The sequence below is a fragment of the Bibersteinia trehalosi USDA-ARS-USMARC-188 genome, from assembly GCF_000521725.1.
Lineage (GTDB): Bacteria > Pseudomonadota > Gammaproteobacteria > Enterobacterales > Pasteurellaceae > Bibersteinia > Bibersteinia trehalosi.
Genome location: NZ_CP006954.1, coordinates 2,186,322 through 2,212,541 on the forward strand (window position 1 = coordinate 2,186,322; position 26,220 = coordinate 2,212,541).

Sequence of the window (26,220 nt, forward strand, 5' to 3'; positions counted from 1 at the left end):
CAATATAAAATCTACTTACAGAGAGGGGGTTAGAGGTTAAATAGCCAACCCTATAAACCTAATGCGTATTGCAACGCTTTTTTCTTTAAAACCCCTGCACGCTGAGCAACAACTAACCCTAGATTCCGCAAGGCTTTCACTGGCATTAAATCAGTTTTAAAGGTTTTATAAAACACATCCATACCCGTTTGCATAAGCAAATTATCCGGTTTGCGCTTCCATTCGTATTTTTTCCAAATATCCGCATCCGCATTTGCAAAATTTTCGCCCTTTTCAAGCGCTTGTTCCGCCTGCTCAAGCAAGGCTTTTACATCTTTAAAACCTAAATTGACTCCCTGCCCTGCAAGTGGGTTAATCGTATGGGCAGCATCGCCTACTAAAATTACACCATTTTGATAGTAGCGTTGAGCATGTTGGCGAGTAAGAGGAAAACTAGCTTTTGTCGTCACACTCACTTCACCTAAACGGCTAGGGAAAGCCGCCATAATTTCCGCACTTAATTTTTCATTTGATAGTTGAGTCAGCTCGGCAATGCGTTCAGGGCTGTCGTACCACACAATACAACCATGATTACCGCACAATGGCAAAAAAGCTCTTGGACCACTTGGGAAAAATTGCTGCCACGTAATGCTCTGTTGCGGTAATGCTGTTTCGGCCACAGCTAACAAACAATGTTGGCGATATTGCCAACTCGTCAGCCCAATACCGCCCCATTGCCGTACCTGAGAATTTGCCCCATCGCAAGCCAGTAAGATCGGTGCAGAAAATTGGCGTTCATTATCAAGTGTTACTGTCCAAATTTCATCTTCACGTTTTGCAGAAATCTGTGAAAAACCAACCGCTTGTGTGCAGTTAGCATAATCATTTAAAGCTTGCCACAACCCAATTTGGATCAGGTTATTTTCCACCATAAACCCGAGCTTATCCAAACCAAGTTCACTGGCGTGAAAACAGGTATCAAAGCCTTCAACCTCCCACGTTTCCAAACCATCGTAAGGGCAAACTCGCATTTGCTCAATGATCTGCCAAGCCCCCAATTTTTCTAATAAGGAAACCGAAGCGGCACTAATTGCTGAAATCCGTACATCATAAGGACAATTTGGCTCAAAAGCCGGCAGTGGATTTTTTTCAATTAAGGCAACATTCAACCCCAGTTTGGCTAAGCCTAATGCCGTTGCCGCCCCAACCATACCGCCACCGATGACAATGACCTCTTGCATAATTTCCCCCAACCATCAATAAACGCTCTATTCTAATCTATTCTTATCTTATTTGGTTAATCACAAAACTATTTTTGTGATCTGCTTCCAGAATTTACATTTCTTCACTGGTAAATTTCTCTTGTTTTTTTAAGCTCGACAAAAACAACTGGAGAACAACATGTCCCTTGCGATTATTTATAGTCGAGCCTCAATTGGTGTAGAAGCTCCACTGGTTACAATAGAAGTACATATCAGTAATGGTAGCCCAGGTTTAACGCTCGTTGGTTTACCGGAAAAAAGCGTAAAAGAGGCTCAAGATCGGGTACGAAGCGCGTTGATGAATGCCAATTTCAACTATCCCGCCCGCCGAATTACCATTAATCTTGCACCGGCTGATCTCCCTAAAGAGGGAGGCCGTTTTGATTTACCTATCGCGATTGGTATTCTTGCCGCCAGCGGGCAGATTGATATGGATAAATTGCGTGCCTTTGAGTTTTTAGGCGAACTCTCACTGACAGGCAATCTACGTGGCGTACACGGCTCAATTCCCGCTGTCATTTCAGCCCATCATGCCAAGCGAGAGCTGATTTTGCCTCGCCAAAATGCCAACGAAGCAAGCCTAGTTTCTCACGCTCAAAGCTACTATGCCACCTCGCTTTTGCAAGTGGTTAATTTTCTGAATAAGCGCGATCAACTGCCTATCGCCCAAGAAATTTCGCAAAAAAATGTGGAAAATCCACCGCTTGTAAGCCGAGATTTAACGGATATTATCGGGCAACAACACGCCAAACGCGCCTTAACCATTGCCGCTGCTGGGCAACATAATCTGCTTTTTCTTGGCCCACCCGGTACAGGCAAAACGATGCTCGCCAGCCGTTTGCCAGATTTACTCCCCGAAATGAGCGATGAAGAAGCGATAGAAACCGCAAGTATTACAAGCTTGGTGCAAAATGAGTTAAGCTTCCAAAATTGGAAACAACGCCCATTCCGTTCACCCCATCATAGTGCATCCATGGTCGCATTAGTCGGAGGTGGTTCGATCCCTAAACCAGGGGAAATCAGCCTTGCTCAAAATGGCGTACTATTTCTTGATGAGCTACCCGAATTTGAACGTAAAGTACTTGATGCGTTGCGCCAGCCATTAGAAAGTGGCGAAATTATTATTTCTCGTGCGAACGCTAAAGTACGATTTCCTGCAAAATTTCAGTTAATTGCAGCAATGAACCCTAGCCCCACAGGACATTATCAAGGTACACATAACCGCACCTCTCCTCAACAAGTCATACGTTATTTAAATCGGCTTTCGGGGCCATTTATCGATCGATTTGATCTCTCAATTGAAGTCCCTCTTTTACCTCAAGGTGCTTTACAGCAGCGAGAGCAACAACGTGGCGAAACCACAGAGCAAGTTCGCAAGCGGGTTATTTCTGCTAGAAATTTACAAATGCAACGTGCAGGCAAGATTAATGCTCAGCTAAGTAGTCGAGAAATTGAACGAGATTGCAAACTCCATGCTCAAGATGCCATATTTCTTGAAAATGCACTCACGAAACTCGGTTTGTCTGTGCGCGCCTATCATCGCATTCTAAAAGTCGCTCGAACCATTGCCGATTTGGCTAATGAGCCCAATATTCAGCAAATTCACCTTGCCGAAGCCTTAGGCTATCGAGCAATGGATAGATTATTACAACGTTTACAAGGATAAAATTAAAAAAATTTTTCTTCTTCCCCTTGAAAGCCTCTTTTTCGTTCCTATTTTATGCCCCGTCTGAGGGGAAGCGGTCGGTTTCCCCACATTTTTACAAAATTTCTAAATAGAGGAATCCAAAATGGGAAAAATTATCGGTATTGACTTAGGTACAACTAACTCTTGTGTTGCTGTGATGGACGGCGATAAACCACGTGTAATTGAGAACGCAGAAGGCGCACGTACAACCCCTTCTATCATCGCTTACACGGCAAACGAAACCTTAGTCGGTACACCAGCAAAACGCCAAGCGATTACTAACCCGAAAAATACATTATTTGCAATCAAACGTTTAATCGGTCGTCGTTTTACCGATAGCGAAGTGCAACGTGATATTGAAATTATGCCATTTGAAATCGTGAAAGCAGACAATGGCGATGCGTGGGTAAACGTAAAAGATGAGAAAATGGCTCCGCCACAAATCTCTGCGGAAGTGTTGAAAAAAATGAAGAAAACCGCAGAAGACTTCTTGGGCGAGCCTGTTACTGAAGCGGTTATCACTGTGCCAGCATACTTTAACGATGCACAACGTCAAGCAACCAAAGATGCAGGTCGTATTGCTGGTTTAGAAGTTAAACGTATCATCAACGAACCAACAGCGGCTGCGTTAGCGTACGGTTTAGACTCTAAAAAAGAGAACCAAATCATCGCCGTTTACGACTTAGGGGGTGGTACATTTGACTTATCTATCATTGAAATTGATAACTTAGATGGCGAACAAACCTTTGAAGTGCGTGCAACCAACGGTGATACTCACTTAGGTGGTGAAGACTTTGACAACCGCTTAATCAACTACCTCGTGGAAGAGTTCCAAAAAGAGCAAGGCGTGGATTTACGCAATGACTCAATGGCAATGCAACGTGTGAAAGAAGCAGCGGAAAAAGCGAAAATTGAGCTTTCTTCTGCACAATCGACCGAAGTGAACTTACCATACATCACAGCGGATGCGACAGGGCCGAAACACTTAGTGATCACCGTAACTCGTGCGAAATTAGAAGCGTTAGTAGAAGATTTAGTCGCACGTTCATTAGAGCCTGTAAAAGTGGCATTAAATGATGCTGGTTTATCAGTTTCTGAAATCAACGATGTGATTTTAGTGGGCGGTCAAACCCGTATGCCATTAGTGCAACAAAAAGTGGCAGAATTCTTCGGCAAAGAGCCACGCAAAGACGTAAACCCAGATGAAGCAGTTGCAATCGGTGCGGCAGTTCAAGGCGGTGTATTAAGCGGTTCTGTGACAGACGTATTATTGTTAGACGTTACCCCACTTTCATTAGGTATTGAAACTATGGGCGGCGTGATGACCACCTTAATTGAGAAAAACACCACGATTCCAACCAAAAAATCGCAAGTGTTCTCAACAGCGGAAGATAACCAATCTGCGGTAACGATTCACGTGTTACAAGGTGAGCGTAAACGTGCACAAGACAATAAATCGCTAGGTCAATTCAACCTTGAAGGTATTCAACCAGCACCACGTGGCGTACCGCAAATTGAAGTTACCTTTGATATTGATGCAAACGGTATCATCAATGTGTCGGCGAAAGATAAAACCACAGGTAAAGATGCGCAAATCCGTATCCAAGCTTCTTCAGGTTTAAGCGAAGCTGAAATCGAGCAAATGGTGCGTGATGCAGAAGCAAATGCCGATGCAGACCGTAAATTTGAAGAGTTAGTGCAAACTCGCAACCAAGCGGACGCATTAGTTCACGGCACTCGCAAACAAATCACCGAAGCAGGTGAAGCGTTAAATGCAGACGACAAAGCGAAGATTGAACAAGCGGTCGCAGATTTAGAAAAAGCTGCAAAAGGCGAAGATAAAGCGGATATTGAAGCGAAAATTGAAGCCTTAGTGAAAGCCTCTGAACCACTCCTTCAAGCAGGTCAAGCACAAGCACAACAAGCTCAACAACAAGCACAGCCAAATCAAAAAGATGATGGTGTAGTTGATGCCGAGTTTGAAGAAGTGAAAGACAATAAATAATCTTTCAGCATTGAATGTAGGGGCGTATGGCATACGCCCCTTTTGCATATACAAGCGGTTAATTTTGACGGATTTTTTGCAAAATGCTAACACTCTACCCAATCAAAACTTTCACACTTACCCATAAAGCAACCTCTGCGGATTTTGTGCAGATTTGGCAATCGGTAGAATTACCTGAAAAAACAACCTGTTACGGGGTCTATTTTAATTACACCGAGAATGGCTATGATTTTTCGGTAGCAACCGAAATCCCGAACGGCAATCCGCCGATGGTGATTGAGGATTTAACGTGGTATGAAAAATTCCCGACCAAATGCGAATGGATCAGAGAAACGTGGCAAGGAATTTGGCAAAAAGCTCAGCAAGGCCTGTTGAAACGGGCGTTTACGGTGGATTTTGAGAAGTATCTGCCTGAAAGGAAAGTGGAAATTTATATTGCGGTCAGTCCGCATTGTTAATAAGCAATCTATAAAATACCCCCTCTCCCTCCGAAAGCCTCTGGCTTTCTCCTCCCTCTCCCCAAGGGGAGAGGGACAGGTTTTCGGCTCGTTCAGAGGCGAAAATCAGGGAGAGGGTTACAACTGCCCCACTTACCGCAACCTTTTACAAAAACGGAAACCTTATGGCAAAGCAAGATTATTACGAACTACTTGGTGTCAGCAAAAACGCTGATGAAAAAGAGATTAAACGTGCCTATAAAAAATTGGCAATGAAATATCACCCTGACCGCACCAAAGGGGATAAAGAAAAAGAAGAGAAATTCAAAGAAATTCAAGAAGCTTACGAAGTCTTAAACGATAAAGAGAAAAAAGCGATGTATGACCAATATGGTCATGCCGCTTTTGAGCAAGGTGGCGGCTTTGGTGGAGGCGGTGGCTTCGGTGGCGGTTTTGGTGGCTTTGAAGACATTTTCAGCGAAATGTTCGGCGGCGGTTTTGGCGGTGGACGTGGTCGCCAACGTGTCGTGCGTGGTGATGATTTACGTTACGACTTAGAAATTACCCTTGAAGAAGCCGTCAAAGGCGTGAAAAAAGATATTCGCATTCGCACCCTTGTCCCTTGCGATTCTTGTCACGGTAGCGGTGCAGAAAAAGGCAGCAAAGTAGAAACCTGCCCGACCTGTCACGGTGCAGGCAGAATCCGCCGTCAGCAAGGCTTCTTTATGACTGAACAAGTGTGCCCACACTGTCATGGTAGCGGTAAGAAAATTGAAAAACCGTGTCAATCTTGTCACGGTGGCGGACGTGTAGATAAAGTGAAAAACTTATCAGTAACGATTCCTGCGGGCGTGGATACCGGCAACCAACTACGTTTATCTGGCGAAGGTGAAGCAGGCGAAAATGGCGCACCAGCTGGCGATTTGTATGTGATCATTCACGTGCGTGATCACGACATTTTTAAGCGTGATGGTTCAAATCTTTACTGCGAAGTGCCGATCAGCTTTACAATGGCAGCATTAGGCGGCGAAATTGAAGTGCCGACCTTAGACGGGCGAGTTAAACTTAAAATCCCTGCTGAAACCCAAACAGGTAAACTCTTCCGAGTGCGTGGTAAGGGCGTGACCACACCAAGAAGCGGTTATGCAGGCGACTTAATTTGCAAAGTGATTATTGAAACCCCTGTATCGCTAAATGAGGAGCAAAAAGAGTTATTACGCAAATTAGAAGAGAGCTTAGAAGGTAAAGGACAACACCGCCCGAAACACGAAGGCTTTTTTCAAGGCGTGAAGAACTTTTTTGATAATTTAGGTAAATAACCAATAGGGCTGAACACAAATGTGAATCAGCCCTATTTTTTGCTCTTGTTCTTCGCTTCCGTCAATTCATGATCTTCTGCATGTAGCTAGAATAGCTTTTCAAAGCAAGCTTACTCTAATTCACCACAGAAACGGTAACCTTCACCATGGATTGTGACAATAATTTCCGAATTTGGCGTGTGATCTTCAAAATGTTTCCGAATACGGCGAATAGTAACATCCACTGTACGATCGTGTGGTTTAAGCTCACGTCCAGTCATTTTTTTCAGGAGCTCTTCTCGTGTCTGGATTTTACCTGGATTTTCACAGAAGTGTAGCAGCGCCCTAAATTCGCTACGTGGCAGCTTAATAACCTCGCCTTCAGGATTAATCAAACTGCGGCTATTAATATCTAACGCCCAACCGTTAAAACGGAATACCTCAACATTCTGTGTCTCTTTAGGTAATTTCTCGCCTTCAGACATAGTACGTTGCAATAAATTTCTTGCCCGAATTGTCAGCTCACGAGGATTGAAAGGCTTAGTGATATAGTCATCAGCGCCAATCTCTAGCCCCAAAATTTTATCAACTTCATTGTCGCGTCCCGTTAAGAACATTAACGCAATATCATCTTTCTCTCGTAGCTCTCTTGCCAGCATCAATCCATTTTTGCCAGGCAGATTAATATCCATGATAACCAAGTGAATTTCCTGTTCACTGAGTACTGAGTGCATTTCAACTCCGTCTTGGGCTTCAAACACTTGATAACCTTCGGCTTCAAATACACTTTTTAATGTATTGCGGGTAACTGCTTCATCTTCAACAATTAAAATTTTTGGGATCTGCATTCTCTGACCTTATCAATCCTTTACGTTATTACGAATAGGAATATTTTACCTGCCATTTTTAACATCAGAAATACTTTATTTAAAAATAAGTTGGTTTTAATCAATTTTTGTCACGAAAGCGAAACATATCTATACAGCGAGATACTCAACTTCTAGCTCAAATAATGCTTTCGCTAACATTGATGTCATCTGATAATGGCTTAAAATTGCCTGTTTTTCGCACAAGACAATACGCTCAATTGGATGTTCGACCCCACTAAAACGATAATAGTTCAGTGCACTTTGCAGAGGTAAGAAACTCGGATTAAAAGCGGCATTTTCCGCATATTTACCATAAAAAATCTCGCCTCCGGCCTGGAATGCAAGACCACTGTATGCCTGACTATAAGGGGCATAAGAGCCATTCATTGCACGGATTGCAGCACATTGTAAAACATCACCTTGAACAGTTATACCTTGATCCTGCTCATCAAAAAGTAACTTATCAATATTCAGATCTTTCGGGCCAAAATCATCTGGCAAATAGCTATGTAACAAATTATTTTGACTATGCGGTAAATGAATTTTTAACTCATTAGCGCTATTAAGTTCATTCATAAATTGGCGACAATGACCACAAGGCGTGTAATTAACTACAACATCGGTAATTCCTGCTTCGCCAGCAATCCACGCATGTGAAACGGCACTCTGCTCTGCATGCACAGTCTGTTGCATTGCTACACCAGCAAACTCCTGATTTGCACCAAAATAGAAAGCCCCCGACTGACCAATCGCCACAGCACCGACATTAAATTTTGAAACAGGTGTTAAAGCATAACAAGCAGCAAGTTCAATACAGTGCAAAGCAAGCTGTACCGGCGTTAATCTGAACGTTTGGCAAAGCTGCTCAACCTGCTCTGCTGATAACCTGCCTTGCCAATTTTGCTCTGCTAACAGTGCTACAATGCGAGCAACAATCGGATTATCTTGATTACTACTCTGTGCTAAACGTTGTTTAATATCGGTTAAAGTTGGCATAGTTTGCTCCTTGGTAAAATTTAGTTAGAAAATGACCGCTTGTCGGGAGAAATTCCTAATCGCGTACCACAATCACGCCTACACTTTCGGCCTGTGCCACAGCTTTTGGTTTATGTAACTCAATCCGTAATCTTTGAATCGCAAATTCACGTTGTAGTAGATCTGCCACACGATATGCTACGGTTTCAACTAATTTAAATGGCGTATTTTCAACAAAATCGAGAATTTTTTGCGAAACTTCAGCATAATTCAAACAAAATTCAACATTATCCTCGGCAACGGCTTTTGAAAAATCCCATTCCATTTCAATATTAAAAACAAGGCGCTGTTTGATGGTGTGTTCCCACTCATACGCCCCGATAGAGGCAAAGGCTGTCAGTTCATGAATAAAAACTTTATCAGTCATCGGATATTCTCCTTGCAAAAGTTGGAGTAGAATAACATAACAATCTCAAAATAAAGGGGGAAAAATGAGCATTATCGCCAATTTCTTGATCTTATTCGCTTATTTGCTCGGTTCAATTTCTAGTGCCGTGATTTTCTGCCGCTTAGCAGGTCTTCCCGACCCAAGAGAAGAAGGATCTCACAACCCTGGTGCAACAAATGTGCTAAGGATTGGTGGGCGATTGGCTGCACTCGGCGTGCTATTAGCCGACATACTAAAAGGCATGTTGCCTGTTTCAATCGCCTTTTATCTGGAACTTTCCCCTACTTCCATTGGCTTTATTGCACTCAGCGCCTGCTTAGGACATATCTTTCCACTCTTTTTTAGATTTAAAGGCGGGAAAGGAGTGGCAACCGCATTCGGTGCGATCATTCCATTTGGCTGTGAAATTTCAGGTCTCACACTCTGCGTCTGGTTACTCTGCTTTTTTATCTCAGGCTATTCATCGCTAAGTGCCGCAATCACCTCTCTACTTCTCCCTTTAATTGTTTGGTGGTTTAAGCCTGAGTTTACTTTCCCAATTGCTTTAGTTTGCTGCCTATTGATCTTCCGCCATCATGAAAATCTCCAACGCTTATGGCGTGGGCAAGAAGATCAAATTTGGCGCTATGCACTAATTAAAGCTAAACCAGCAGATAAGCATGAGTAATTCATGCTTATCAATATGCTTTATGTGAAATAGCTGGCAATACTTAGCCCAAAAACATCAGCAATAGCATGAGCCACCCAAAACGGTAATAAGTTTTTATCTTTACTGCGTGCATAAAGTAGATAAATCACCAGTCCAAGCCAAATACCTAAACCCAAGGCGGTTTCCATCCCTTGATAAGTGTGGAAACTCACTCGAATAATTAATGAATAAAGTACTGCCCATTTCAAATATTGCGGCTTAACTGCAAGGCAAATACCAAGAAAGAAAATCTCCTCATAAAAGCCATTTAATAACGCATATAACACCGTAGAAAAGCGAACCTCTCCTAATACTTGGGTAAACGGCACTGGATAAACGGGCTCAGCGACCCCGTAGATCAGAACATAATAGAGATCCATTGCCAGCGAAAGTAAAATAAAAAGCCCGATACCATGAAAAATTGCCTGCCATGAAGGTTGAATCCGCCAACGGCTAAAATCAAAACGTCGCCATTTGAGGTATGCTGCTGCAAGCAAGAGTTGTAAGAATTGGCTAATAAAAGCGTAGTAATTTTGCGCATTCGAGAACGTTAAATTTTCATCAACTGTCACGACTTCTTGATTAAGTAGCAAATATTGCTGCGTTGAGGTATAGATGGCTAAACCAAATAGAATTAGAGTGAGTACGAATACGTCCCAAGGGGTCAGCTCGTAGCGTGTGCTATGTTTCATGTGTTCTCCTTTTGTAAAATTTTATTAAAAAACAACCGCTTAAAACCAGAGACTATTGGCGTTCAACAGCCTCTGACAAGCGGTTACTTTATTGTTATTTTTTGCTAATAAACTAATCAATCGCTGGTGTATAACTACCATCTACGATGGCATTTTTAATGCGATCTGCTTCAGCCAGCACTTGAGCAAGTAACGCTTTCACATTTTCGAGTGTCGCAATTGGACTTAATGTGGTCATTTTCAGCGATTGGTGTTCACCGACTTTGGTTACGCCAATGTTTGCTTCGCCACGTGCAAAGAGTTCATCCGCCACATTTTGGTTTAATGTGTCCACAAATTCTGCTGGGTAGCCGTTTGGTACGACACGGAACAATACGGACGCAAATTGTGGTTCAACTAACAATTCTAAACCGTCAGTTGCTTTGATGTAATCTGCCACTTCACGGGTCAATTTCACCCCGTGATCGATCATTGAACCGTATAAGGTTTCGCCTAAGGCTTCAACGGTAAACCACAATTTTAAGGCATCAAAACGGCGAGTGGTTTGTAATGATTTTGAGACAAGGTTTGGTACGCCGTGCTCTTCATCATATTCTGAATTGAGATAGTCCGCTTTGTAGTCAATGTAGCGATACTCTTCGGCATTTTTCAGCAAGAATGCCCCGCACGAAATGCTTTGGAAGAAATGTTTGTGGAAATCAAGGGTAATGGAATCTGCTTGCTCAATACCATTAAGCATAGAACGGTATTCATTAGAAAGCAGTAATGCACCGCCCCACGCCGCATCAATGTGTAACCACGCACCATATTGATCTGCCACTTTGCGAATATCGGCAATTGGATCAATCGCCCCAGCATCGGTTGTGCCAGCAGTGGCTACCACACAAGCGATAATTTTGCCCGAAGCGGTCAATTCTTCACAAATTTTTGCAAGTGCGGTAACGTCCATCTGTGCATTTTCGTTGCAAGGTACGGTGACGACAGATTGGAAGCCCATTCCCATCATCGCCATATTTTTTTGCACGGAGAAGTGGGCATTTTCAGAGCAAAGCACTTTGACTTTATGCATGGCTTCTGGTGGGATACCATCTTTTTGCACCGACCATTCTGCTCCGTCTGCGTTTTGCCAATTTTTCGCAATACAAGCATCACGAGCAAGCAATACGCCCATCAAATTAGATTGCGTACCACCAGAGGTAAACACGCCACTATCACCTTTGCCATAACCGACTTTTTCACGTAACCATTCTATGAGTTGTACTTCCATCAACGAACCTGCTGGGCTTTGATCCCAAGAGTCCATTGATTGGTTAGTAGCGTTAATCAATACTTCTGCGATTTGGCTAGTCACCATCGTCGGGCAGTGTAAGTGAGCAAGTGAATGTGGGTGATGTACTTTTAAACTTTTGTTTAAGAATAATTCAATTAAACGATCAAGCGATTTTGCGACACCAAAACCCTCTTTGCTTGGGTTAAATGCAATTTCAGAACGCAGTTGCTTAATTGAGCCGCCTGTGTACATTTTTTCATTTTGTAACCAATCTGACACCGCTTGTACCGCTGTTGCCATGGCTTTCTGATAATCTGCAATAGAGTTTTGATCGTTGCAGAATAACGCTTGTCTATGTTGAGACATATTTGACATGATGATTCCTTTTTATGAGCATAAAAACATAAGTATTGTAGGGCTTGTTAATCATTCAAATCAAGCAACTAGGTCTTTAAAACGTATAACCTCAAAGACACATTAAAATTAGGGATAATTTTCTATTACAGGAACTTTTCTGCTAAAATCGTGCCTTATAGCCGCTGTTTTATAAAAACAGATAAAAATTTCTACTATTTTAAACGAGGTATTTATGCAAAAAATTATGACATTTGCAGCGCTTGCCATGTTAGCAACCGGGTTAGCACAAGCAGCACCGCACAGCGATGCTCGTCAAGCTCATGCCAGCACAGTTAAAACCACCAAAGTAAAATATGTCTGCCAAGATAATAAAAAACTCACGGTAAAATACGGTTTTAACAAACAAAACCGCCCAACCTATGCTGAAGCAAAATTAAATGGCAAAACACGTTTTATGCCAATTAATTTGCATGAAACAGATGAATCCGGCACAACATTTGGTGATGAAAATAATTTCAGCTTATATGGCGATCCAATGACATTTAGCAACCATCGTCGTGCAAATATCAACATTCAAAGCCCTAGCAACGAAATTTTATACAAGCTTTGTAAAGCGAAAAAACGCTAACCACAACAATACATAAAAACGCCGTCCAGCTGGACGGCGCTTTCTTTCATTTATTAAGCACGCACTGCTTTCAGCGCATCTTCAACTGATTTAGCAAAGCGTTTGATCATCTCTTCACACTCTGCTTGGGTGATGATAAGTGGGCAAAGAATACGTACCACGTTACCGCCACGACCACCACGCTCTAACATTAATTTGTTATTAAAGCACGCTTTTTGGATTTCAGCCGCAAGCACACCATCTGCAGGGAATGCACCAACACGATCTTGTGCTTGGCGTTCGTCCACAATTTCAATGCCGATCATTAAGCCTTTACCACGGACATTACCGATACAAGGGAATTTCTCTGCTAATTTTTTCAATTCTGCTTGTAAGAAATCGCCACGTTCTTGTGCATTTTGAGCAAGGTTTTGCTCACGCATCACTTTCAATGATGCATAGCCAGTTGCCATTGCCATTTGGTTGCCACGGAACGTGCCAGTGTGTCCTGCTGGTAGCCACGCATCAAACTCTTTTTTGATCGCAAGTACCGCAAGTGGCAAGCTACCACCGACTGCTTTTGACATGACTACAACATCAGGATCAATCCCTGCGTGTTCAAAGGCAAACATTTTACCTGAGCGGCAGAATCCTGCTTGTACTTCGTCTAAAATCAACACAATACCGTGTTTACGAGTAACTTCACGGATTTTTTGTAACCATTTAATTGGTGCACTAACCACACCGCCTTCGCCTTGAATGGCTTCCAAAATCACTGCCGCTGGTTTTACCACACCGCTTTCTACATCTTCAATGAAGTTTTCAAAATAGTAAGTTAAGGCTTCTACACCTGCTTCACCACCAATGCCGAGTGGGCAGCGGTATTCGTGTGGATATGGCATAAATTGCACGCCAGCCATTAAGTTTTGTACCGCATTTTTCGCATTGAGGTTACCTGTCATGGCAAGTGAACCGTGTGTCATACCGTGATAACCGCCAGAGAAAGCGATCACATTGCCACGACCTGTGTAAGTTTTCGCTAGTTTAATCGCTGCTTCTGTACCGTCTGCACCAGATGGGCCACAGAATTGTAAACGATATTCACCTTTCGGGAAGAAAGAGAGCAATTCTTCGGTAAATGCATCTTTTAATGGGGTAGTTAAATCAAGGGTGTGTAATGGTAAACCGCTTGCTAATACATCTTGGATTGCTTGAATAACGGCTGGGTGATTGTGCCCAAGTGCCAATGTGCCTGCACCAGCAAGACAGTCTAAGTATTCGTTACCTTCCACGTCTGTGACCCAACAGCCTTGCGCTTTCGCAATCGCTAATGGCAATTTACGAGGGTAGCTACGTACGTTAGATTCCATTTCGTTTTGACGGGAAAGATAGTATTCATTGCTGGCTTTAACAGCCGTTACAGGAGTGGTTGTCATTCTGAATTGACCTTCTATAAGAGGTTAAAAAAAATAAGTCGGGTGCCTTGCGGAGGAAGCCTAAGCTCTCGAATTCTAAAAAACTCGGTGCCTTGGGGCATTTTGACTCGCTACTTATTAAAAAAAAGCGTTTCAGCTTTTGTTTTTACCCTGCCAATAAGGAAAAATGACAGGTTGGAAACATTCCCTAAATGGGGCGGTGTATAGTACAATTTTTTGCTAAAAATGAAAGTAATTTTTGTAAAAATAGATGAAAACACTGACACTTACACAACTTAACCAGCTTTGCCAACACTCAGCCGTATCTCATTTGGCAATTGAATTTACTGAAATTAGCGAAAATAGCCTCACGGCTATTGTTCCTGTAGATCATCGCACTGTACAGCCATTTGGTTTATTGCATGGAGGCGTTTCTGCTCTATTAGCCGAAACAGTCGCATCAGCCGCGGCTATGTTACATTGTACAGATGAACAAGTTCCTGTTGGAACAGAGCTGAATATCAGCCATTTAAAAGCGATAAAAAGCGGTACGGCAATTGCAACAGCAACGCCATTGCATTTAGGGAGAGAAAGCCAAGTATGGCAGGTGAAACAACGAGATGAGCGAGGGAATTTGTGTGCTATTGCACGCGTAAGTATTCGATTATTCAACAAAAAACAAGCGGGCTAATTTTGCATTTTTTCTGCAAGATCAGACCGCTTGCCGTTAGTATTCCAATTTCTGCTGAATCAGCCTCACCATCGCTTGCAGCTCAGCTGTTGGCGCAGGAAGCTGGTTCATAAACCAACGATACAACTCTGGGTCGGTATAGCCCAGCAACGCGACAAATGTCTGCTGTTGGCTTTCGTCTAGCTCATCAAAATGCTTTTGGTAAAACGGCATAATGAGCTTATCTAGCTCTCGCATTCCTCGCCGGCAATCCCATTCAATTCTAAAACGATTAAGTTCCATTATTGTACCTCCGTAATGCGTAATTCTCTCGGCACTTCAAACACGGTGTTTTCCTCAATGCCTTCTAAATCAGCCACTTCGGTTACGCCGAGTGCTTTTAAGCGAGAAACCACCGATTGCACCAGTACTTCAGGGGCAGATGCACCTGCGGTAATGCCAATAGTGCCTACACCCTCTAACCAAGCAGGCTCAATATCTTCAGGCCCATCAATCAGCTTAGATAATACCCCCATTCGAGAAGCAAGCTCCGCCAAGCGGTTAGAATTTGATGAATTTTTGCTTCCTACCACCAGCACTAACTGTGATTGCTTTGCCAGCTCCCTAACTGCTTGTTGGCGATTGGTCGTTGCATAGCAAATATCATTTTTGCGCGGACCTTGAATGGCTGGATATTTCTGTTTCAAAGCTTCAATGACATCGCTAGTATCATCAATAGAGAGTGTTGTTTGCGTCATAAAAGTGAGATTATCATCATCTTTTAAGCCGAGTTTGGCAATGTCCTCGACATCTTCCACTAAGAAAATACCGCCTTCAGGATTATCATATTGCCCCATTGTACCAACGACTTCGGGGTGCCCTTCGTGTCCAATTAGAATGGCTTTGGTACCCTTTTTGCTCGCCCGAGCAACTTGCATATGTACTTTGGTCACAAGAGGGCAGGTTGCATCAAATACCTTCAATTCACGACGTTTTGCTTCTTGGCGAACGGCTTGAGAAACGCCATGCGCCGAGAAAATCACAATTGCACCATCTGGCACTTCGTCCAACTCTTCAACAAAAATCGCCCCCTTGGCTTTTAAACCGTCCACCACAAAACGGTTATGCACTACTTCATGGCGTACGTAAATCGGCGCACCGTGAATTTCCAAGGCAAGTTCTACGATGGAAATTGCTCGATCCACCCCCGCACAAAAACCACGAGGGTTGGCTAAAATTATTTTCATTTGGTTGTTAATCCTTCTAATGTGGGCGTACTCAATACGCCCGCTTCATATATTATTTGTTATTCTTCTTTTTACGACTATCCAACAAACTTTCTAATATCAGCAATCCAGCACCAATTACAATGCCAATATCAGCAACGTTAAACACTGGGTAATGGTAAATATCCCAATAAAAATCGAAGAAATCGACTACATAGCCGTGATAGGCACGGTCAATCGCATTGCCAATCGCACCACCAATAATTAAAGCATAAGCACTATTTTGTAGTTTCAACTCTGCTTTATTTTTAAATAGCATCACAATCAATGCAACAGAAATGATGACTGCCAATCCTAAGAAAAAGTATTTTTGCCAACCACTGTGATCGGCCAAAAAACTAAAGGCTGCCCCATAGTTGCGCGCGTAGGTTAAATTAAACATCGGCATAACATTGATGCTTTCATAAAGTTCAAAGCGTTGTACTACAATGTATTTGCTGAATAAATCCGTAACCAGCACAGCTAAACTGAGCCATAAAAATTTAAGTCCTGTTTTTGGTTTCATCGGGTTACCTATGTTAGAACATATTGTTCAAATCAAGATCACAATAAGCGTATGTAATACGCCCTCACAAGCGGTTGAATTTACAGAAAATTCTGCAAATTAAATCGCCTCTTCATTCTCTTCGCCTGTGCGAATGCGAATAGCTCGCTCCACATCATAAACAAAAATTTTGCCATCACCAATTTTACCTGTTTGTGCAGTGTCGATAATTGCTGCAATGCACTCTTCCACTTGCTCATCGGTAACAATAATTTCTAATTTCACTTTCGGCAAAAAATCAATGGCATATTCTGCTCCACGATAAAGCTCAGTATGCCCTTTTTGGCGACCAAAACCTTTAACTTCGGTTACGGTCATTCCTTGAATACCCACATCGGTTAAGGCTTCACGCACATCATCTAGTTTGAATGGTTTAATAATTGCTTCAATTTTTTTCATGATGATTACCCATTAGTGTATTAGGTGTAGTAATTGATATTCCATTTAGAAGTATCACCTGTGCTAAACGATTAGAAAGAATATTATCATCTACCATTTCTATCGCTTTCTGCATATAAACGTTATTCAGATCATTTAAAACAAAATGCCCCATAGTATGCGTGCCAAAAATCGTATCTATCTCAAATTGATGTTTGGCATGATATAGCGTGGATTCTATAGCAAATGCCATTGCTAACGCAGAAGGGGCAAATTTAATCCCTAATTCTTCAAACAACTTACGATATACCGCACAAAAATAGATATCTTCATTATGCATAGCCGTTCTGGGTGAGAGCTCTAACGGCAAATTGCACGATAATTTCGCGGAATCAACCAACCATTGTAATTGCAATTCAGAAGGCAATGTTAATAATCTCTTGCTGCGCAGAGAAAATCCTCCATTTTGCACTTCAAAATGCGCTGGAGGAATATTATTAAAGTGCCTCTCCCAAAACTCTTGCCCAGCTTGAATAAGGTGCTCGTCTTGATAGCGGAATAACGTGTTAAGGGGCGCGCCAATATAGTCATAATCTAGAAATGCATCTTGCCAATTTTTGCCATTTAGCACAAAGCCATCATTTTGCACAATGAGTACAAAATCAGTCTGTATGAATTGATGCAGCACATAAATAATAAAATAGTTATATTCTAGATAGCTAAACGGTTTACATTCGAGCCATTCTATAAAATCTGGACATACGTTTGGTTTTTTTGGGCTAATTAACAAACAGCGCAATCTCTCGTTGGATAACTTTTTCTGTAATTCAAAGTAAGAACGAGCAATCGCGTAAACAGAGCCTTGTGCGTAGTCTTGATGCCCTGTAACACTGACAATTGTGATGGTTTCACCACTCATGCTCTTCTCGCCGATTTAGGACGAAAGCTCTCACAAATAGCGGGGTTAGTTTCAATATAAATCTCACTCAAAAGCTGCAAACAGTAAGGAACTGCGGCAAAAATACCCCGAACAAGCGTATTGCCTTTTTCATCTTTTACCCCTTCAAGCGTTTCTTTTATCGCTTTCGGCTGCCCCGGTAAATTTAAAATCAAGCTTGCATGGCGAATAGCACCTACTTGGCGTGAGAGAATTGCGGTGGGAACAAAATGTAGGCTGACTTGGCGCATTTGTTCGCCAAAGCCAGGCATTTCTCGATGTGCAACAGCAAGAGTCGCATCAGGGGTAACATCGCGTTTAGCTGGCCCTGTGCCACCCGTTGTCAGCACTAAATGGCATGCATGATTATCAACTAAATCAATCAGCGTTTGTTCAATAAGCGGTTGTTCATCAGGAATAAGGCGGGTTTCAAGCTCAAAAGGTACAGTTAATGCCCTCTCTAGCCATTGTTGTAATTCAGGTATGCCAAGATCGGTATATACACCTTGTGAAGCACGGTCAGACACTGAGACTAAACCGATTTTAAGCGTAGTTTTGGAAAGACAAGCGGTCATTTTAGCTCACTTTTTTGCAAAAATTATCCTATGGATAAATCAAAAAATTGTTAGGTTATTCCCCCCTCTTTATGAGAATCTGCCGCAAATTAATTTACATGCTCAGCAGCTAATAAGAGGGGATTACTCAAGCATTCAATGACACACATTCTACCCTGTTAAGCGAGCTTTTCCAAAGTTTTAATCTTAAAGAAAAAGTAGTAATACTGATAGGCAATGACGAGCGCGAGCACAATTTTGCCCCATATATTAGGCAATACAAAAAAGGCAAAGATCGAAAATGGTGCAGAAACGAGCAAAATGGAGAGCTTCTGTTTCATGGTCATAGCGCGTTTTTCATCATACTCTTTCAAATATTTTTTATACAATTTGGTGCCCATAAACCAATGCTGTACACGTGGTGAGCCTTTACCAAAAAAATACATCGCCAAGAGGAGAAACGGCGTGGTAGGTAATCCTGGGGTTGGAATGCCGATAAGCCCGAGAGCCACGGCGATAAAGCCTAAAATAATATAGATTGGTTTCATAATTTGAAGTGATAATAAATCGCAAATTCAAATAATACCCAATTTGACCATTTTTGCAACCTATTCCCACGATAGCTTGACAGGGCAAATTCCACGCTGCGCACTATTTAAAATCCGATTTACTTCCGCAAGACGTTGCTGGATTTGCAAACTCACGTTATTCGCATAAGCAAGTTCGGTTTCGCCAATACCGACACGAGCACGGTTAAATAATAATGCATCCAATAAGTATTCGGCATGCATACCTTCTCGGCAATAATGCAGCACCCCAACTTCATCAAAGGCAGTCACCACCGCCGCACTTTGCGTTGTCGCAATACCCAGTGCACCATCTTCACCACCAAACTGGCGAAATAATTGATCTTGGGGAAAACCCCCGCAGGCAAGAAAAAACGCACGTTGGAAAACAACATTCCCACCACAAGTCATCTGCATACTCTGCCATGCCCGTGCAAAATGAGGATGTTCAGTATAACGCGTAGCAAGATTCATTGGCTTCAAGGCCAAACGCACCACGCCGGTATCAGGCCGAAAATCAAAAATACCTTTCGCAACCTGTAGTGCGCCATTTTCATAAGCGTCATCGGCATCTAAAAAGGCAATATACTTTGCGTTTGATTGCAATGCTCCCCAATTCCGTGCTTTTGCTACGCCGCTATTTTGCCCCATTCGTTCAACGCGGATTTTATGTGGTACCTGGCGGGCAAAGCTTTCAGCAAAAGCCAGCGTATTGTCATTTGAGGCATCATCAACAATCCAAAGCGTGCTGAGTTCGGGTTGATTAAGCACACTTTGTACCGCGCGTTGTAACGTTTTTTCTGCATTGTAGGCAGGAATAATCACATCAATCATTCGCGTATCTCATTAAACTGAAAACCTTGCTCATTCACTTCAAGAATAGATGCTGTTGCTCCCCAGTCCCCAAGCACAATGCGAGTAAAATATGGCTCAGCATGAACTGCTTGTCGGTGTGTATGCCCATGAATCAGCCATACAGCACCAAACTCCTCTACAATTTTTGCGGTAAATACAGGATTCACATCCATCATTTGAGCCGATTTTGATTGTTTATCCGCTTTACTTTTTGCACGAATTTTTTCTGCTATCGCAATTCGCCATTTCAACGGCAAACAAAGGAAAAGCCGCTGACGCCATTTTTGATGCACTTTACGCCGAAACTGCTGATATTTCACATCATCAATACATAGTGTATCACCATGACACAGCAGAGTTTTTCGACCATACAGCTCAACCAGATGGTAATCAGGTAATAACTGCATGCCACTCTCTTTTGCAAAACGCTGGCCCAATAGAAAATCACGATTACCACAGATAAAATAGCATGGTACGCCCTGCGCAGTAACACGATGAATAGCTTGCTTAACTTGTGTAATAAGTTCGGACTGTTCGTCATCACCAATCCAGAAATCGAACAAATCACCAAGGATATATACTGCCTCAGCAAGCGGTGCTTTTTCTGCCATAAATTGCAAAAAAAGCTCAGTGATGTGGGGTTCATGCTCTGAAAGGTGGAGATCGGCGATAAAGTAAGTGGACATAATCTCTAAATCAATAAAACGATTGCAGCAAATTATAGATAAAAATTTTGCCATAAATCACACTTTATTTATAAATATTTGTTATCTATCTGCAAATCAGTTACATTAATGATACTTTTTTTCACTCTCAGTAATAGGAGCCTTTATGAAAAAACTCGTGATAACAGCAGCTACGGCTTTGTTATTGTCTGCGTGTTCTACTCATACTTTTATTGTTTCGGAGCAGAATGCTGCCTCTCAACCTACTTATGATAAAATGCAACATTTCTTTGTTAGTGGGCTAGGACAATCAAAAGAAGTAAACGGTGCAGAAATCTGCGGTTCGGCAGACAAAGTTGCCAAAGTGCAAACCCAACAAACCTTCCTTAACGGATTATTGCATTCGGTTTCTTACGGTATTTACTCACCACGCGACATGCGTGTTTACTGCAAATAAGGAGATAAATAATGAAAAAAATGCTAACGACTTTGGTAGTAGGATCTGCGTTATTGATCTCTGCTTGTTCAAATCAAACCGTTTATCTAAACGATAAGGCACCAGCAAAATTAAGCTATGAAGAAAATCAATCTTTCTTTATTAGTGGTATCGGACAAGAAAGAACAGTCAATGCCGTTGAAATCTGTGGCGGCGAAGATAAAATCAGCAAAGTAGAAAGCCAATTAACCGGTGGTAATATTCTCGTTGGATTAGTGACATTAGGTATTTATACCCCTCGAGTTTCAAGAGTTTACTGCCAACAATAATGGATAAAAAAATCGGATACTTCAGTATCCGATTTTTTTGCAAATTATCTTACAAATCCGACCGCTTGATAAACTTTTTGTAGCGTTTCTTCGGCTTTGGCTCTCGCTTTTTCCGCCCCTTCACGATAGATTTTTTCTAATAACGCTTCATCATTGCGGAAGTGGTTGTAGCGTGCTTGCAAATCGGTCAGCAACTTAGATACCTCTTCGGCAACAGCCGTTTTTAAATGTCCGTACATTTTGCCTTCAAATTCCGCTTCTAAGGCTGGAATCGTTTTGCCTGTGACGCTCGCTAAAATATCCAACAAGTTAGATACGCCCGCTTTATTTTGCACATCATAACGCACTACAGGTGGTTCATCGCCGTCTGTCATTGCTCGTTTAATTTTTTTAGCAACCGATTTTGGATCTTCTAAAAGGCCGATCACATTATTGCGATTTTCATCTGATTTAGACATTTTTTTAGTCGGCTCTAATAGCGACATAATTCTTGCCCCAGTTTTCGCGATAAACACTTCCGGCACTTGGAAAATTGGTTCAACTACATTGCCTTCAGCATCTTTTTTGCCATATAACGCATTGAAGCGGTTTGCAATATCACGGGTAATTTCAAGGTGCTGTTTTTGGTCATCGCCCACAGGCACTTGGTTGGCTTGATAAAGCAGAATATCCGCTGCCATTAACACTGGGTAGGTAAAGAGTCCTACGTTTACATTGTCTTCGTGGCGTGCGGATTTATCTTTAAACTGAGTCATACGCCCCATTTCACCGAAATAGGTGTAGCAATTTAGCACCCAAGAGAGTTGGGCGTGCTCCGGCACATGAGATTGAATAAAAATAGTGCTCTTTTCAGGATCAATACCGCACGCAAGATAGATCGCAAGGGTATCAAGTGTCGCTTTGCGTAAGCTTTCAGGATCTTGACGAACGGTGATAGCGTGTTGATCCACAATACAGAATAAGCAATCAAATTCATCTTGCATGGTTACCCAGTTGCGCAATGCGCCCAAATAGTTACCAAGACTGAGTTCACCAGAAGGCTGCACGCCACTAAATACGATAGGTTTAGTCATTTTTCTTCTCTTTTTAAATTACAAGCGCTCGAATTCTAGCAAAATTTTGCAAAAAATCAGCTAAATTTAACCGCTTGGTAAAACCAATTTAAGCGACATACGGCTTTGTTACAGACAAACATGGATAACGATGCTTCATCTCTTGTGCCCATTTTGATAGTTCAGGCAAAACGGTATATTTCTCTGCCGTCATCACATTGGCTCGGAACTGAATAAAGTCTACTAAACAGACTATATAGAGTGTGGCAATATTTAGTTCAAATCCCAAATGAGCGTTCATTACGTTCCACCACTTGTTTGTGGTGAGCTTTCCACCATTCGCTTTCAGGTCGGAACATCTTTTCAAGTAACATCAAAGCGGTGCTATTTTCTAATACACCTTCTGCAAATAAAAGTGCTCTTTTTATTGACTTGGCATAGAATGCTGGCTCTTACTCATATTTTATTCGGAATCACTATGCTCTATCGTTGGTTAATTTTACTTCGTGAGCCAAGTAAACGGCTTGGACTTTCTGCGTTATATGCCACATGCTTTGCGATTGGTTTTGCCTTTGCAGCTCGTTTAGCGGGCATTTTCTTACCAGCAAATATTTTCCCCGATATTCGTTTAGAAACATTGGAAGGCTTACTCAATATTATCTCCTCCACTATGTTTGCAGTCAGTACCTTTGCGCTTTCTATCATGGTTTCAGCTTTTGCTTCTGCCTCCAGCAGTGCAACGCCAAGAGCCACTCATTTAGTTATTGATGATGCGCCAAGCCGCCGAACTATTGCAAGCTTCATTTCAGCGTTTATCTATGCTGTTATTGCGAAAACCGCACTAGGAATGGATTTTTACGAACAGAACGGGCGATTTGTGTTATTTCTCTGCACAATATTAGTGCTCGCCTATGTCATTATTACGCTAATTAGTTGGGTTTCAACCCTATCCCAACTTGGTCGCTTGGGGCATACGTTGGATAAAATCCACTCTGCCACAGCAACCGCTTTACAACAATATCGACAAAACCCAGCTCAAGAAACAGCATGGCAAGGCTCATTGAGCGAAAACGCTATTGCTATCTATGCTGATCAAATGGGCTATTTAACTCACATTAATTTAGCTAGCTTGCAAGCGCTTGCTGAGCAACAAGCAAGCCATATGCATATTTGTGTTCGCGCAGGTGAATTAATTACACCAAGTAGCATACTGGTAAAAACTGAAACTGCTGATCAAGAGTTAGCGGATAAAATTAGACACTGCTTTATCATTGCTAAAGAACGTAGTTTTGATCAAGATCCTAACTGGGGATTTATTGTCTTCAGCGAAGTTGCCCAACGAGCATTATCGCCAGCAGTCAATGACCCCGGAACAGCGCTGAAGGTGTTACTGCACACCGCACAACTGCTCATTACGCCGTATGAGGCTAAAAATAACAGGAAATTTACACGTTTATCCATTGTGCCGTTAGACTTTGAAAGTGTGATTGACGACTGTTATTCTCCTATCTGCCGAGATGGCGGCGCTCAGTTGGAAGTACAAATTGTGCTACAAAAAAGCCTTGCTACAATTTGGCAACATTGCCCTGAACCCGCCTTAGCTCTGCAAGCAAAAATTCAAGCCGAAAATTATTTGGAAAGAGCAAAAACACAATTAACTTTTACACAAGATCGAGAAAAACTTGTGAAAAAACATCAAGAACTGTTTGGCAAAGCCTGAAAAGGCTTTGCTGCTTTAAATTCGCCAGCAGCAGATTTTGCCACGACGAGGCAAAACTCTGCCGCTCTAAAGGCTATGCTTAAAAGCACTATTTAATTTGAATTACTCAACAATCCTTAAATCAAAGCTTTAACTGTGGCAACACAACGTTCCACCACTTCATCAAAACTACCATCAATATCAATAAAAATGACATCAGGCTCATCTGCCTGTGGAACTTCTAGCGTATTAAATTGGCTTTGCAACATTTCGGGTTTCATAAAATGTCCCTTACGTTGCTTCATTCGTTCCAACACGAGTTCAAATGCGCCATGTAAGAATAGGAATGTCACCTTTGCATTACCTTGGCGAATTTGATCACGATATTTTTTCTTTAATGCGGAACAGACAATAATTCCTTTTTCACTTTTTTGTTCAAGGCTAAATGCCGCATCGTTAATGCGTGTAAGCCAAGGAGCTCTATCATTATCGTTCAGTGGATGACCACTTGCCATTTTTAAAATGTTCGCCCGAGGATGAAGATCATCACCATCAATAAATTTCATACCAAGTTGCTGTGCAACAGCCGTCCCAACACTTGTTTTGCCTGTACTTGAAACGCCCATCAAAATAAATGCTTTACCCTGTGCCATGATATTGCCCTCAAATTGTTACCGATAACGTCACTTGTTAGCAAATTTAACAGGTTATCCTCAAAAATCACCTAGCATTTAAATAAAATTTGAACCAGATCACAAATTTGAAATAAAAAACAAGCAATCGTTTACTCTGAACGCATTTTTAGCTATGTTACCGATAACATTTATTCACAAGGAGATCATTATGTTACTTTTCGTGATGTTTGCTGCCATCATCTTACTGTTGGTACTAATTATGAAATTCAAAGTCCATGCCTTTGTTGCATTGATTTTGGTGAGCTTACTCACTGCACTGGCAGCGGGGATTCCTGTTGATAAAATTCTGCCAACCTTACTAAATGGCTTTGGCGGCACACTTGCTTCCGTAGCGTTACTTGTAGGTCTCGGTGCAATGATCGGGCGTTTATTAGAAATTACCGGTGGGGCTAAAGTGCTGGCAGACACCCTAATCAACAAATTCGGCAAAGAGCGTGCACCATTTGCCTTAGGTGTTACCTCTCTTTTATTCGGTTTTCCGATTTTCTTTGATGCGGGTCTGGTCGTGATGCTTCCTATTATTTTTAGTGTGGCAAAACAGTTTGGCGGCTCCGTGCTACGCTATGCTTTCCCATCTGCTGGCGCATTTGCCGTAATGCACGCCTTCCTTCCCCCACACCCAGGTCCTGTTGCATCAGGTGATCTTTTAGGTGTGAATATGGGCTTATTAGTGATTGTTGGTTTAGCCTGCGCAATTCCGACTTGGTACATTGGCACTTATCTTTTCAGTGAATTTATTAGTAAACGTGTTCATGTTGATCTGCCAAAAACCTTTTTAAATGCTCAACCAGTCAGCGAGCTAGCGGTACAAAACCCACCTAGTTTTGCCAAAGTGATGAGCGTGTTAGTTCTGCCCATTATGCTTATTTTATTCGACACTGGTTTAAATACTCTATCGGTCGCAAAAGTTATTGATGGCTCACAAACTTGGGTAGAAGCATTACGGCTAATTGGTAAAACGCCAGTTGCGTTGCTAATTACCTTAATCGTGGCAATTATGTTGTTACGGGATAATCGCAGCCTTGAGCAAATTGAAAAAATCTGTAATAACGCTCTTGGCCCGATTTGTTCTATTGTGCTAGTCACTGGTGCAGGAGGAATGTTCGGTGGTGTATTACGCGCAAGTGGCATTGGTGATGTACTATCTGAAATGGTTGCCGATACCGGCATGCCGATTGTCGTAGCTGCATTCTTTATTGCAATGGTATTCCGTGTCGCACAAGGTTCTGCAACTGTAGCGCTCACTACCGCATCAGCCCTTGTTGCGCCAATGGTGGCTTCTGCTACCGATTTAAGTCAGTTCGATCTTTGCTTTATTGTGATTGCGATAGCTTCTGGCTCAACCGTGCTTTCTCACGTCAATGATTCTGGTTTCTGGCTGATGAGTCGTTTCTTAGAAATGGACGAAAAAACTACGCTGAAGACATGGACGTTACTCGAAACTTCTATTGGTGTAACAGGCTTTATAATTGCGTTGATTGGTAGTATCTTGCTATAAAATAACAACCTAACAAGCGGTGTAATTTGCTGAAAATGTTGCAAAAAACACCGCTTGTTTTTTGACA

General features: G+C 42.1%; 30 protein-coding genes. 11 read left to right on the forward strand and 19 right to left on the reverse strand.

All coding sequences use genetic code 11. The features are described from left to right. Window positions 1-50: 50 nt before the first annotated feature. Window positions 51-1,220 carry an FAD-dependent oxidoreductase gene (locus F542_RS09925; protein ID WP_038445824.1) on the reverse strand — a complete coding sequence of 390 codons (1,170 nt, stop codon included), beginning with the start codon at window positions 1,218-1,220 and terminating at the stop codon, window positions 51-53. A gap of 160 nt (window positions 1,221-1,380) precedes the next feature. On the opposite strand from F542_RS09925, the gene F542_RS09930 reads away from it, so the two are divergent. From F542_RS09930 to dnaJ, 4 genes are all read left to right on the forward strand, one after another. Next, a complete protein-coding gene (locus F542_RS09930) occupies window positions 1,381-2,907 on the forward strand; it encodes a YifB family Mg chelatase-like AAA ATPase (RefSeq protein ID WP_025267447.1) in 1,527 nt (508 codons plus the stop codon). A gap of 124 nt (window positions 2,908-3,031) precedes the next feature. After that, the gene (gene dnaK, locus F542_RS09935) at window positions 3,032-4,933 is read left to right on the forward strand and encodes a molecular chaperone DnaK (RefSeq protein ID WP_025267448.1); all 1,902 of its coding nucleotides are present in this window, start codon (window positions 3,032-3,034) and stop codon (window positions 4,931-4,933) included. A gap of 83 nt (window positions 4,934-5,016) precedes the next feature. Then, window positions 5,017-5,391 (forward strand): effector binding domain-containing protein, encoded by a 375-nt coding sequence (locus F542_RS09940; protein WP_042365740.1) that lies wholly within the window; start codon window positions 5,017-5,019, stop codon window positions 5,389-5,391. A gap of 164 nt (window positions 5,392-5,555) precedes the next feature. Further along, a complete protein-coding gene (gene dnaJ, locus F542_RS09945; RefSeq protein WP_025267450.1) occupies window positions 5,556-6,689 on the forward strand; it encodes a molecular chaperone DnaJ in 1,134 nt (377 codons plus the stop codon). A 110-nt stretch (window positions 6,690-6,799) separates the two neighbouring features. Here dnaJ and arcA read toward each other — a convergent pair whose 3' ends face one another. The 3 genes from arcA to folB all read right to left on the reverse strand — a co-directional run bounded on the left by arcA (window position 6,800) and on the right by folB (window position 8,939). Beyond that, window positions 6,800-7,516, reverse strand: coding sequence for a two-component system response regulator ArcA (gene arcA / locus F542_RS09950; RefSeq protein ID WP_015431631.1), 717 nt, complete (start codon window positions 7,514-7,516; stop codon window positions 6,800-6,802). A 129-nt stretch (window positions 7,517-7,645) separates the two neighbouring features. Continuing rightward, complete coding sequence (cdd, locus tag F542_RS09955) at window positions 7,646-8,533, reverse strand: cytidine deaminase (protein ID WP_025267451.1); 888 nt, start codon at window positions 8,531-8,533, stop codon at window positions 7,646-7,648. A gap of 55 nt (window positions 8,534-8,588) precedes the next feature. After that, window positions 8,589-8,939, reverse strand: coding sequence for a dihydroneopterin aldolase (folB, locus tag F542_RS09960; protein WP_025267452.1), 351 nt, complete (start codon window positions 8,937-8,939; stop codon window positions 8,589-8,591). A 64-nt stretch (window positions 8,940-9,003) separates the two neighbouring features. On the opposite strand from folB, the gene plsY reads away from it, so the two are divergent. Then, window positions 9,004-9,627 carry a glycerol-3-phosphate 1-O-acyltransferase PlsY gene (gene plsY, locus F542_RS09965; RefSeq protein WP_025267453.1) on the forward strand — a complete coding sequence of 208 codons (624 nt, stop codon included), beginning with the start codon at window positions 9,004-9,006 and terminating at the stop codon, window positions 9,625-9,627. A 20-nt stretch (window positions 9,628-9,647) separates the two neighbouring features. On the opposite strand, the gene F542_RS09970 is transcribed toward plsY, so the two are convergent. Next, window positions 9,648-10,340 carry a CPBP family intramembrane glutamic endopeptidase gene (locus tag F542_RS09970; RefSeq protein ID WP_025267454.1) on the reverse strand — a complete coding sequence of 231 codons (693 nt, stop codon included), beginning with the start codon at window positions 10,338-10,340 and terminating at the stop codon, window positions 9,648-9,650. A gap of 112 nt (window positions 10,341-10,452) precedes the next feature. Beyond that, complete coding sequence (locus tag F542_RS09975; RefSeq protein ID WP_025267455.1) at window positions 10,453-11,985, reverse strand: pyridoxal phosphate-dependent decarboxylase family protein; 1,533 nt, start codon at window positions 11,983-11,985, stop codon at window positions 10,453-10,455. A gap of 214 nt (window positions 11,986-12,199) precedes the next feature. Here F542_RS09975 and F542_RS09980 point away from each other — a divergent pair, with 214 nt between their 5' ends. Next, window positions 12,200-12,595, forward strand: a complete 396-nt coding sequence (locus F542_RS09980) for an ACP-like domain-containing protein (protein ID WP_015431624.1) — start codon at window positions 12,200-12,202, stop codon at window positions 12,593-12,595. A gap of 53 nt (window positions 12,596-12,648) precedes the next feature. Here F542_RS09980 and F542_RS09985 read toward each other — a convergent pair whose 3' ends face one another. Further along, the gene (locus tag F542_RS09985; RefSeq protein ID WP_015431623.1) at window positions 12,649-14,010 is read right to left on the reverse strand and encodes a diaminobutyrate--2-oxoglutarate transaminase; all 1,362 of its coding nucleotides are present in this window, start codon (window positions 14,008-14,010) and stop codon (window positions 12,649-12,651) included. Between the two features lie 250 nt (window positions 14,011-14,260). Between F542_RS09985 and F542_RS09990 the strand changes: the two genes are divergently transcribed. Then, a complete protein-coding gene (locus tag F542_RS09990; RefSeq protein WP_015431621.1) occupies window positions 14,261-14,680 on the forward strand; it encodes a hotdog fold thioesterase in 420 nt (139 codons plus the stop codon). A gap of 36 nt (window positions 14,681-14,716) precedes the next feature. Here F542_RS09990 and F542_RS09995 read toward each other — a convergent pair whose 3' ends face one another. The 9 genes from F542_RS09995 to lpxH form a co-directional block, all read right to left on the reverse strand. Continuing rightward, entirely contained in the window at window positions 14,717-14,965 is a 249-nt protein-coding gene (locus tag F542_RS09995; protein ID WP_025267456.1) for an FAD assembly factor SdhE, read from the reverse strand. Further along, complete coding sequence (gene ispH, locus F542_RS10000; RefSeq protein WP_015431619.1) at window positions 14,962-15,906, reverse strand: 4-hydroxy-3-methylbut-2-enyl diphosphate reductase; 945 nt, start codon at window positions 15,904-15,906, stop codon at window positions 14,962-14,964. Before ispH ends, F542_RS09995 begins: the two co-directional genes overlap by 4 nt. Before the next feature lie 52 nt (window positions 15,907-15,958). After that, window positions 15,959-16,450 (reverse strand): signal peptidase II, encoded by a 492-nt coding sequence (gene lspA, locus F542_RS10005; protein WP_025267457.1) that lies wholly within the window; start codon window positions 16,448-16,450, stop codon window positions 15,959-15,961. Between the two features lie 99 nt (window positions 16,451-16,549). After that, complete coding sequence (glnB, locus tag F542_RS10010; protein WP_015431617.1) at window positions 16,550-16,888, reverse strand: nitrogen regulatory protein P-II; 339 nt, start codon at window positions 16,886-16,888, stop codon at window positions 16,550-16,552. Beyond that, window positions 16,875-17,786 carry a DUF5672 family protein gene (locus F542_RS10015; protein ID WP_025267458.1) on the reverse strand — a complete coding sequence of 304 codons (912 nt, stop codon included), beginning with the start codon at window positions 17,784-17,786 and terminating at the stop codon, window positions 16,875-16,877. The genes glnB and F542_RS10015 overlap by 14 nt, the downstream gene beginning before the upstream one ends. Continuing rightward, a complete protein-coding gene (gene mog, locus F542_RS10020; protein ID WP_015431615.1) occupies window positions 17,783-18,379 on the reverse strand; it encodes a molybdopterin adenylyltransferase in 597 nt (198 codons plus the stop codon). Before mog ends, F542_RS10015 begins: the two co-directional genes overlap by 4 nt. Before the next feature lie 158 nt (window positions 18,380-18,537). Next, window positions 18,538-18,906, reverse strand: a complete 369-nt coding sequence (locus tag F542_RS10025) for a YbaN family protein (protein WP_015431614.1) — start codon at window positions 18,904-18,906, stop codon at window positions 18,538-18,540. A 60-nt stretch (window positions 18,907-18,966) separates the two neighbouring features. Beyond that, window positions 18,967-19,758: a glycosyltransferase family 2 protein gene (locus F542_RS10030; protein WP_025267459.1), complete on the reverse strand. Its 792-nt coding sequence runs from the start codon at window positions 19,756-19,758 to the stop codon at window positions 18,967-18,969. Beyond that, entirely contained in the window at window positions 19,755-20,465 is a 711-nt protein-coding gene (lpxH, locus tag F542_RS10035; protein ID WP_025267460.1) for a UDP-2,3-diacylglucosamine diphosphatase, read from the reverse strand. Before lpxH ends, F542_RS10030 begins: the two co-directional genes overlap by 4 nt. Before the next feature lie 145 nt (window positions 20,466-20,610). Between lpxH and F542_RS10040 the strand changes: the two genes are divergently transcribed. Both F542_RS10040 and F542_RS10045 read left to right on the forward strand, forming a co-directional pair. Beyond that, window positions 20,611-20,901 (forward strand): Bor family protein, encoded by a 291-nt coding sequence (locus F542_RS10040; RefSeq protein WP_025267461.1) that lies wholly within the window; start codon window positions 20,611-20,613, stop codon window positions 20,899-20,901. A gap of 11 nt (window positions 20,902-20,912) precedes the next feature. Then, window positions 20,913-21,209 (forward strand): Bor family protein, encoded by a 297-nt coding sequence (locus tag F542_RS10045; protein ID WP_015431610.1) that lies wholly within the window; start codon window positions 20,913-20,915, stop codon window positions 21,207-21,209. A 44-nt stretch (window positions 21,210-21,253) separates the two neighbouring features. On the opposite strand, the gene trpS is transcribed toward F542_RS10045, so the two are convergent. Both trpS and F542_RS10805 read right to left on the reverse strand, forming a co-directional pair. Next, window positions 21,254-22,282 carry a tryptophan--tRNA ligase gene (trpS, locus tag F542_RS10050; protein WP_015431609.1) on the reverse strand — a complete coding sequence of 343 codons (1,029 nt, stop codon included), beginning with the start codon at window positions 22,280-22,282 and terminating at the stop codon, window positions 21,254-21,256. A gap of 88 nt (window positions 22,283-22,370) precedes the next feature. Beyond that, entirely contained in the window at window positions 22,371-22,562 is a 192-nt protein-coding gene (locus F542_RS10805) for a hypothetical protein (RefSeq protein ID WP_025267462.1), read from the reverse strand. Between the two features lie 141 nt (window positions 22,563-22,703). Here F542_RS10805 and F542_RS10060 point away from each other — a divergent pair, with 141 nt between their 5' ends. Continuing rightward, a complete protein-coding gene (locus tag F542_RS10060) occupies window positions 22,704-23,981 on the forward strand; it encodes a DUF2254 domain-containing protein (RefSeq protein ID WP_231504931.1) in 1,278 nt (425 codons plus the stop codon). Between the two features lie 116 nt (window positions 23,982-24,097). Here F542_RS10060 and F542_RS10065 read toward each other — a convergent pair whose 3' ends face one another. Next, a complete protein-coding gene (locus F542_RS10065; RefSeq protein ID WP_015431607.1) occupies window positions 24,098-24,613 on the reverse strand; it encodes a gluconokinase in 516 nt (171 codons plus the stop codon). Window positions 24,614-24,803: 190 nt separating this feature from the next. Between F542_RS10065 and F542_RS10070 the strand changes: the two genes are divergently transcribed. Further along, window positions 24,804-26,153: a GntP family permease gene (locus F542_RS10070; RefSeq protein WP_025267463.1), complete on the forward strand. Its 1,350-nt coding sequence runs from the start codon at window positions 24,804-24,806 to the stop codon at window positions 26,151-26,153. Window positions 26,154-26,220: the final 67 nt, after the last annotated feature.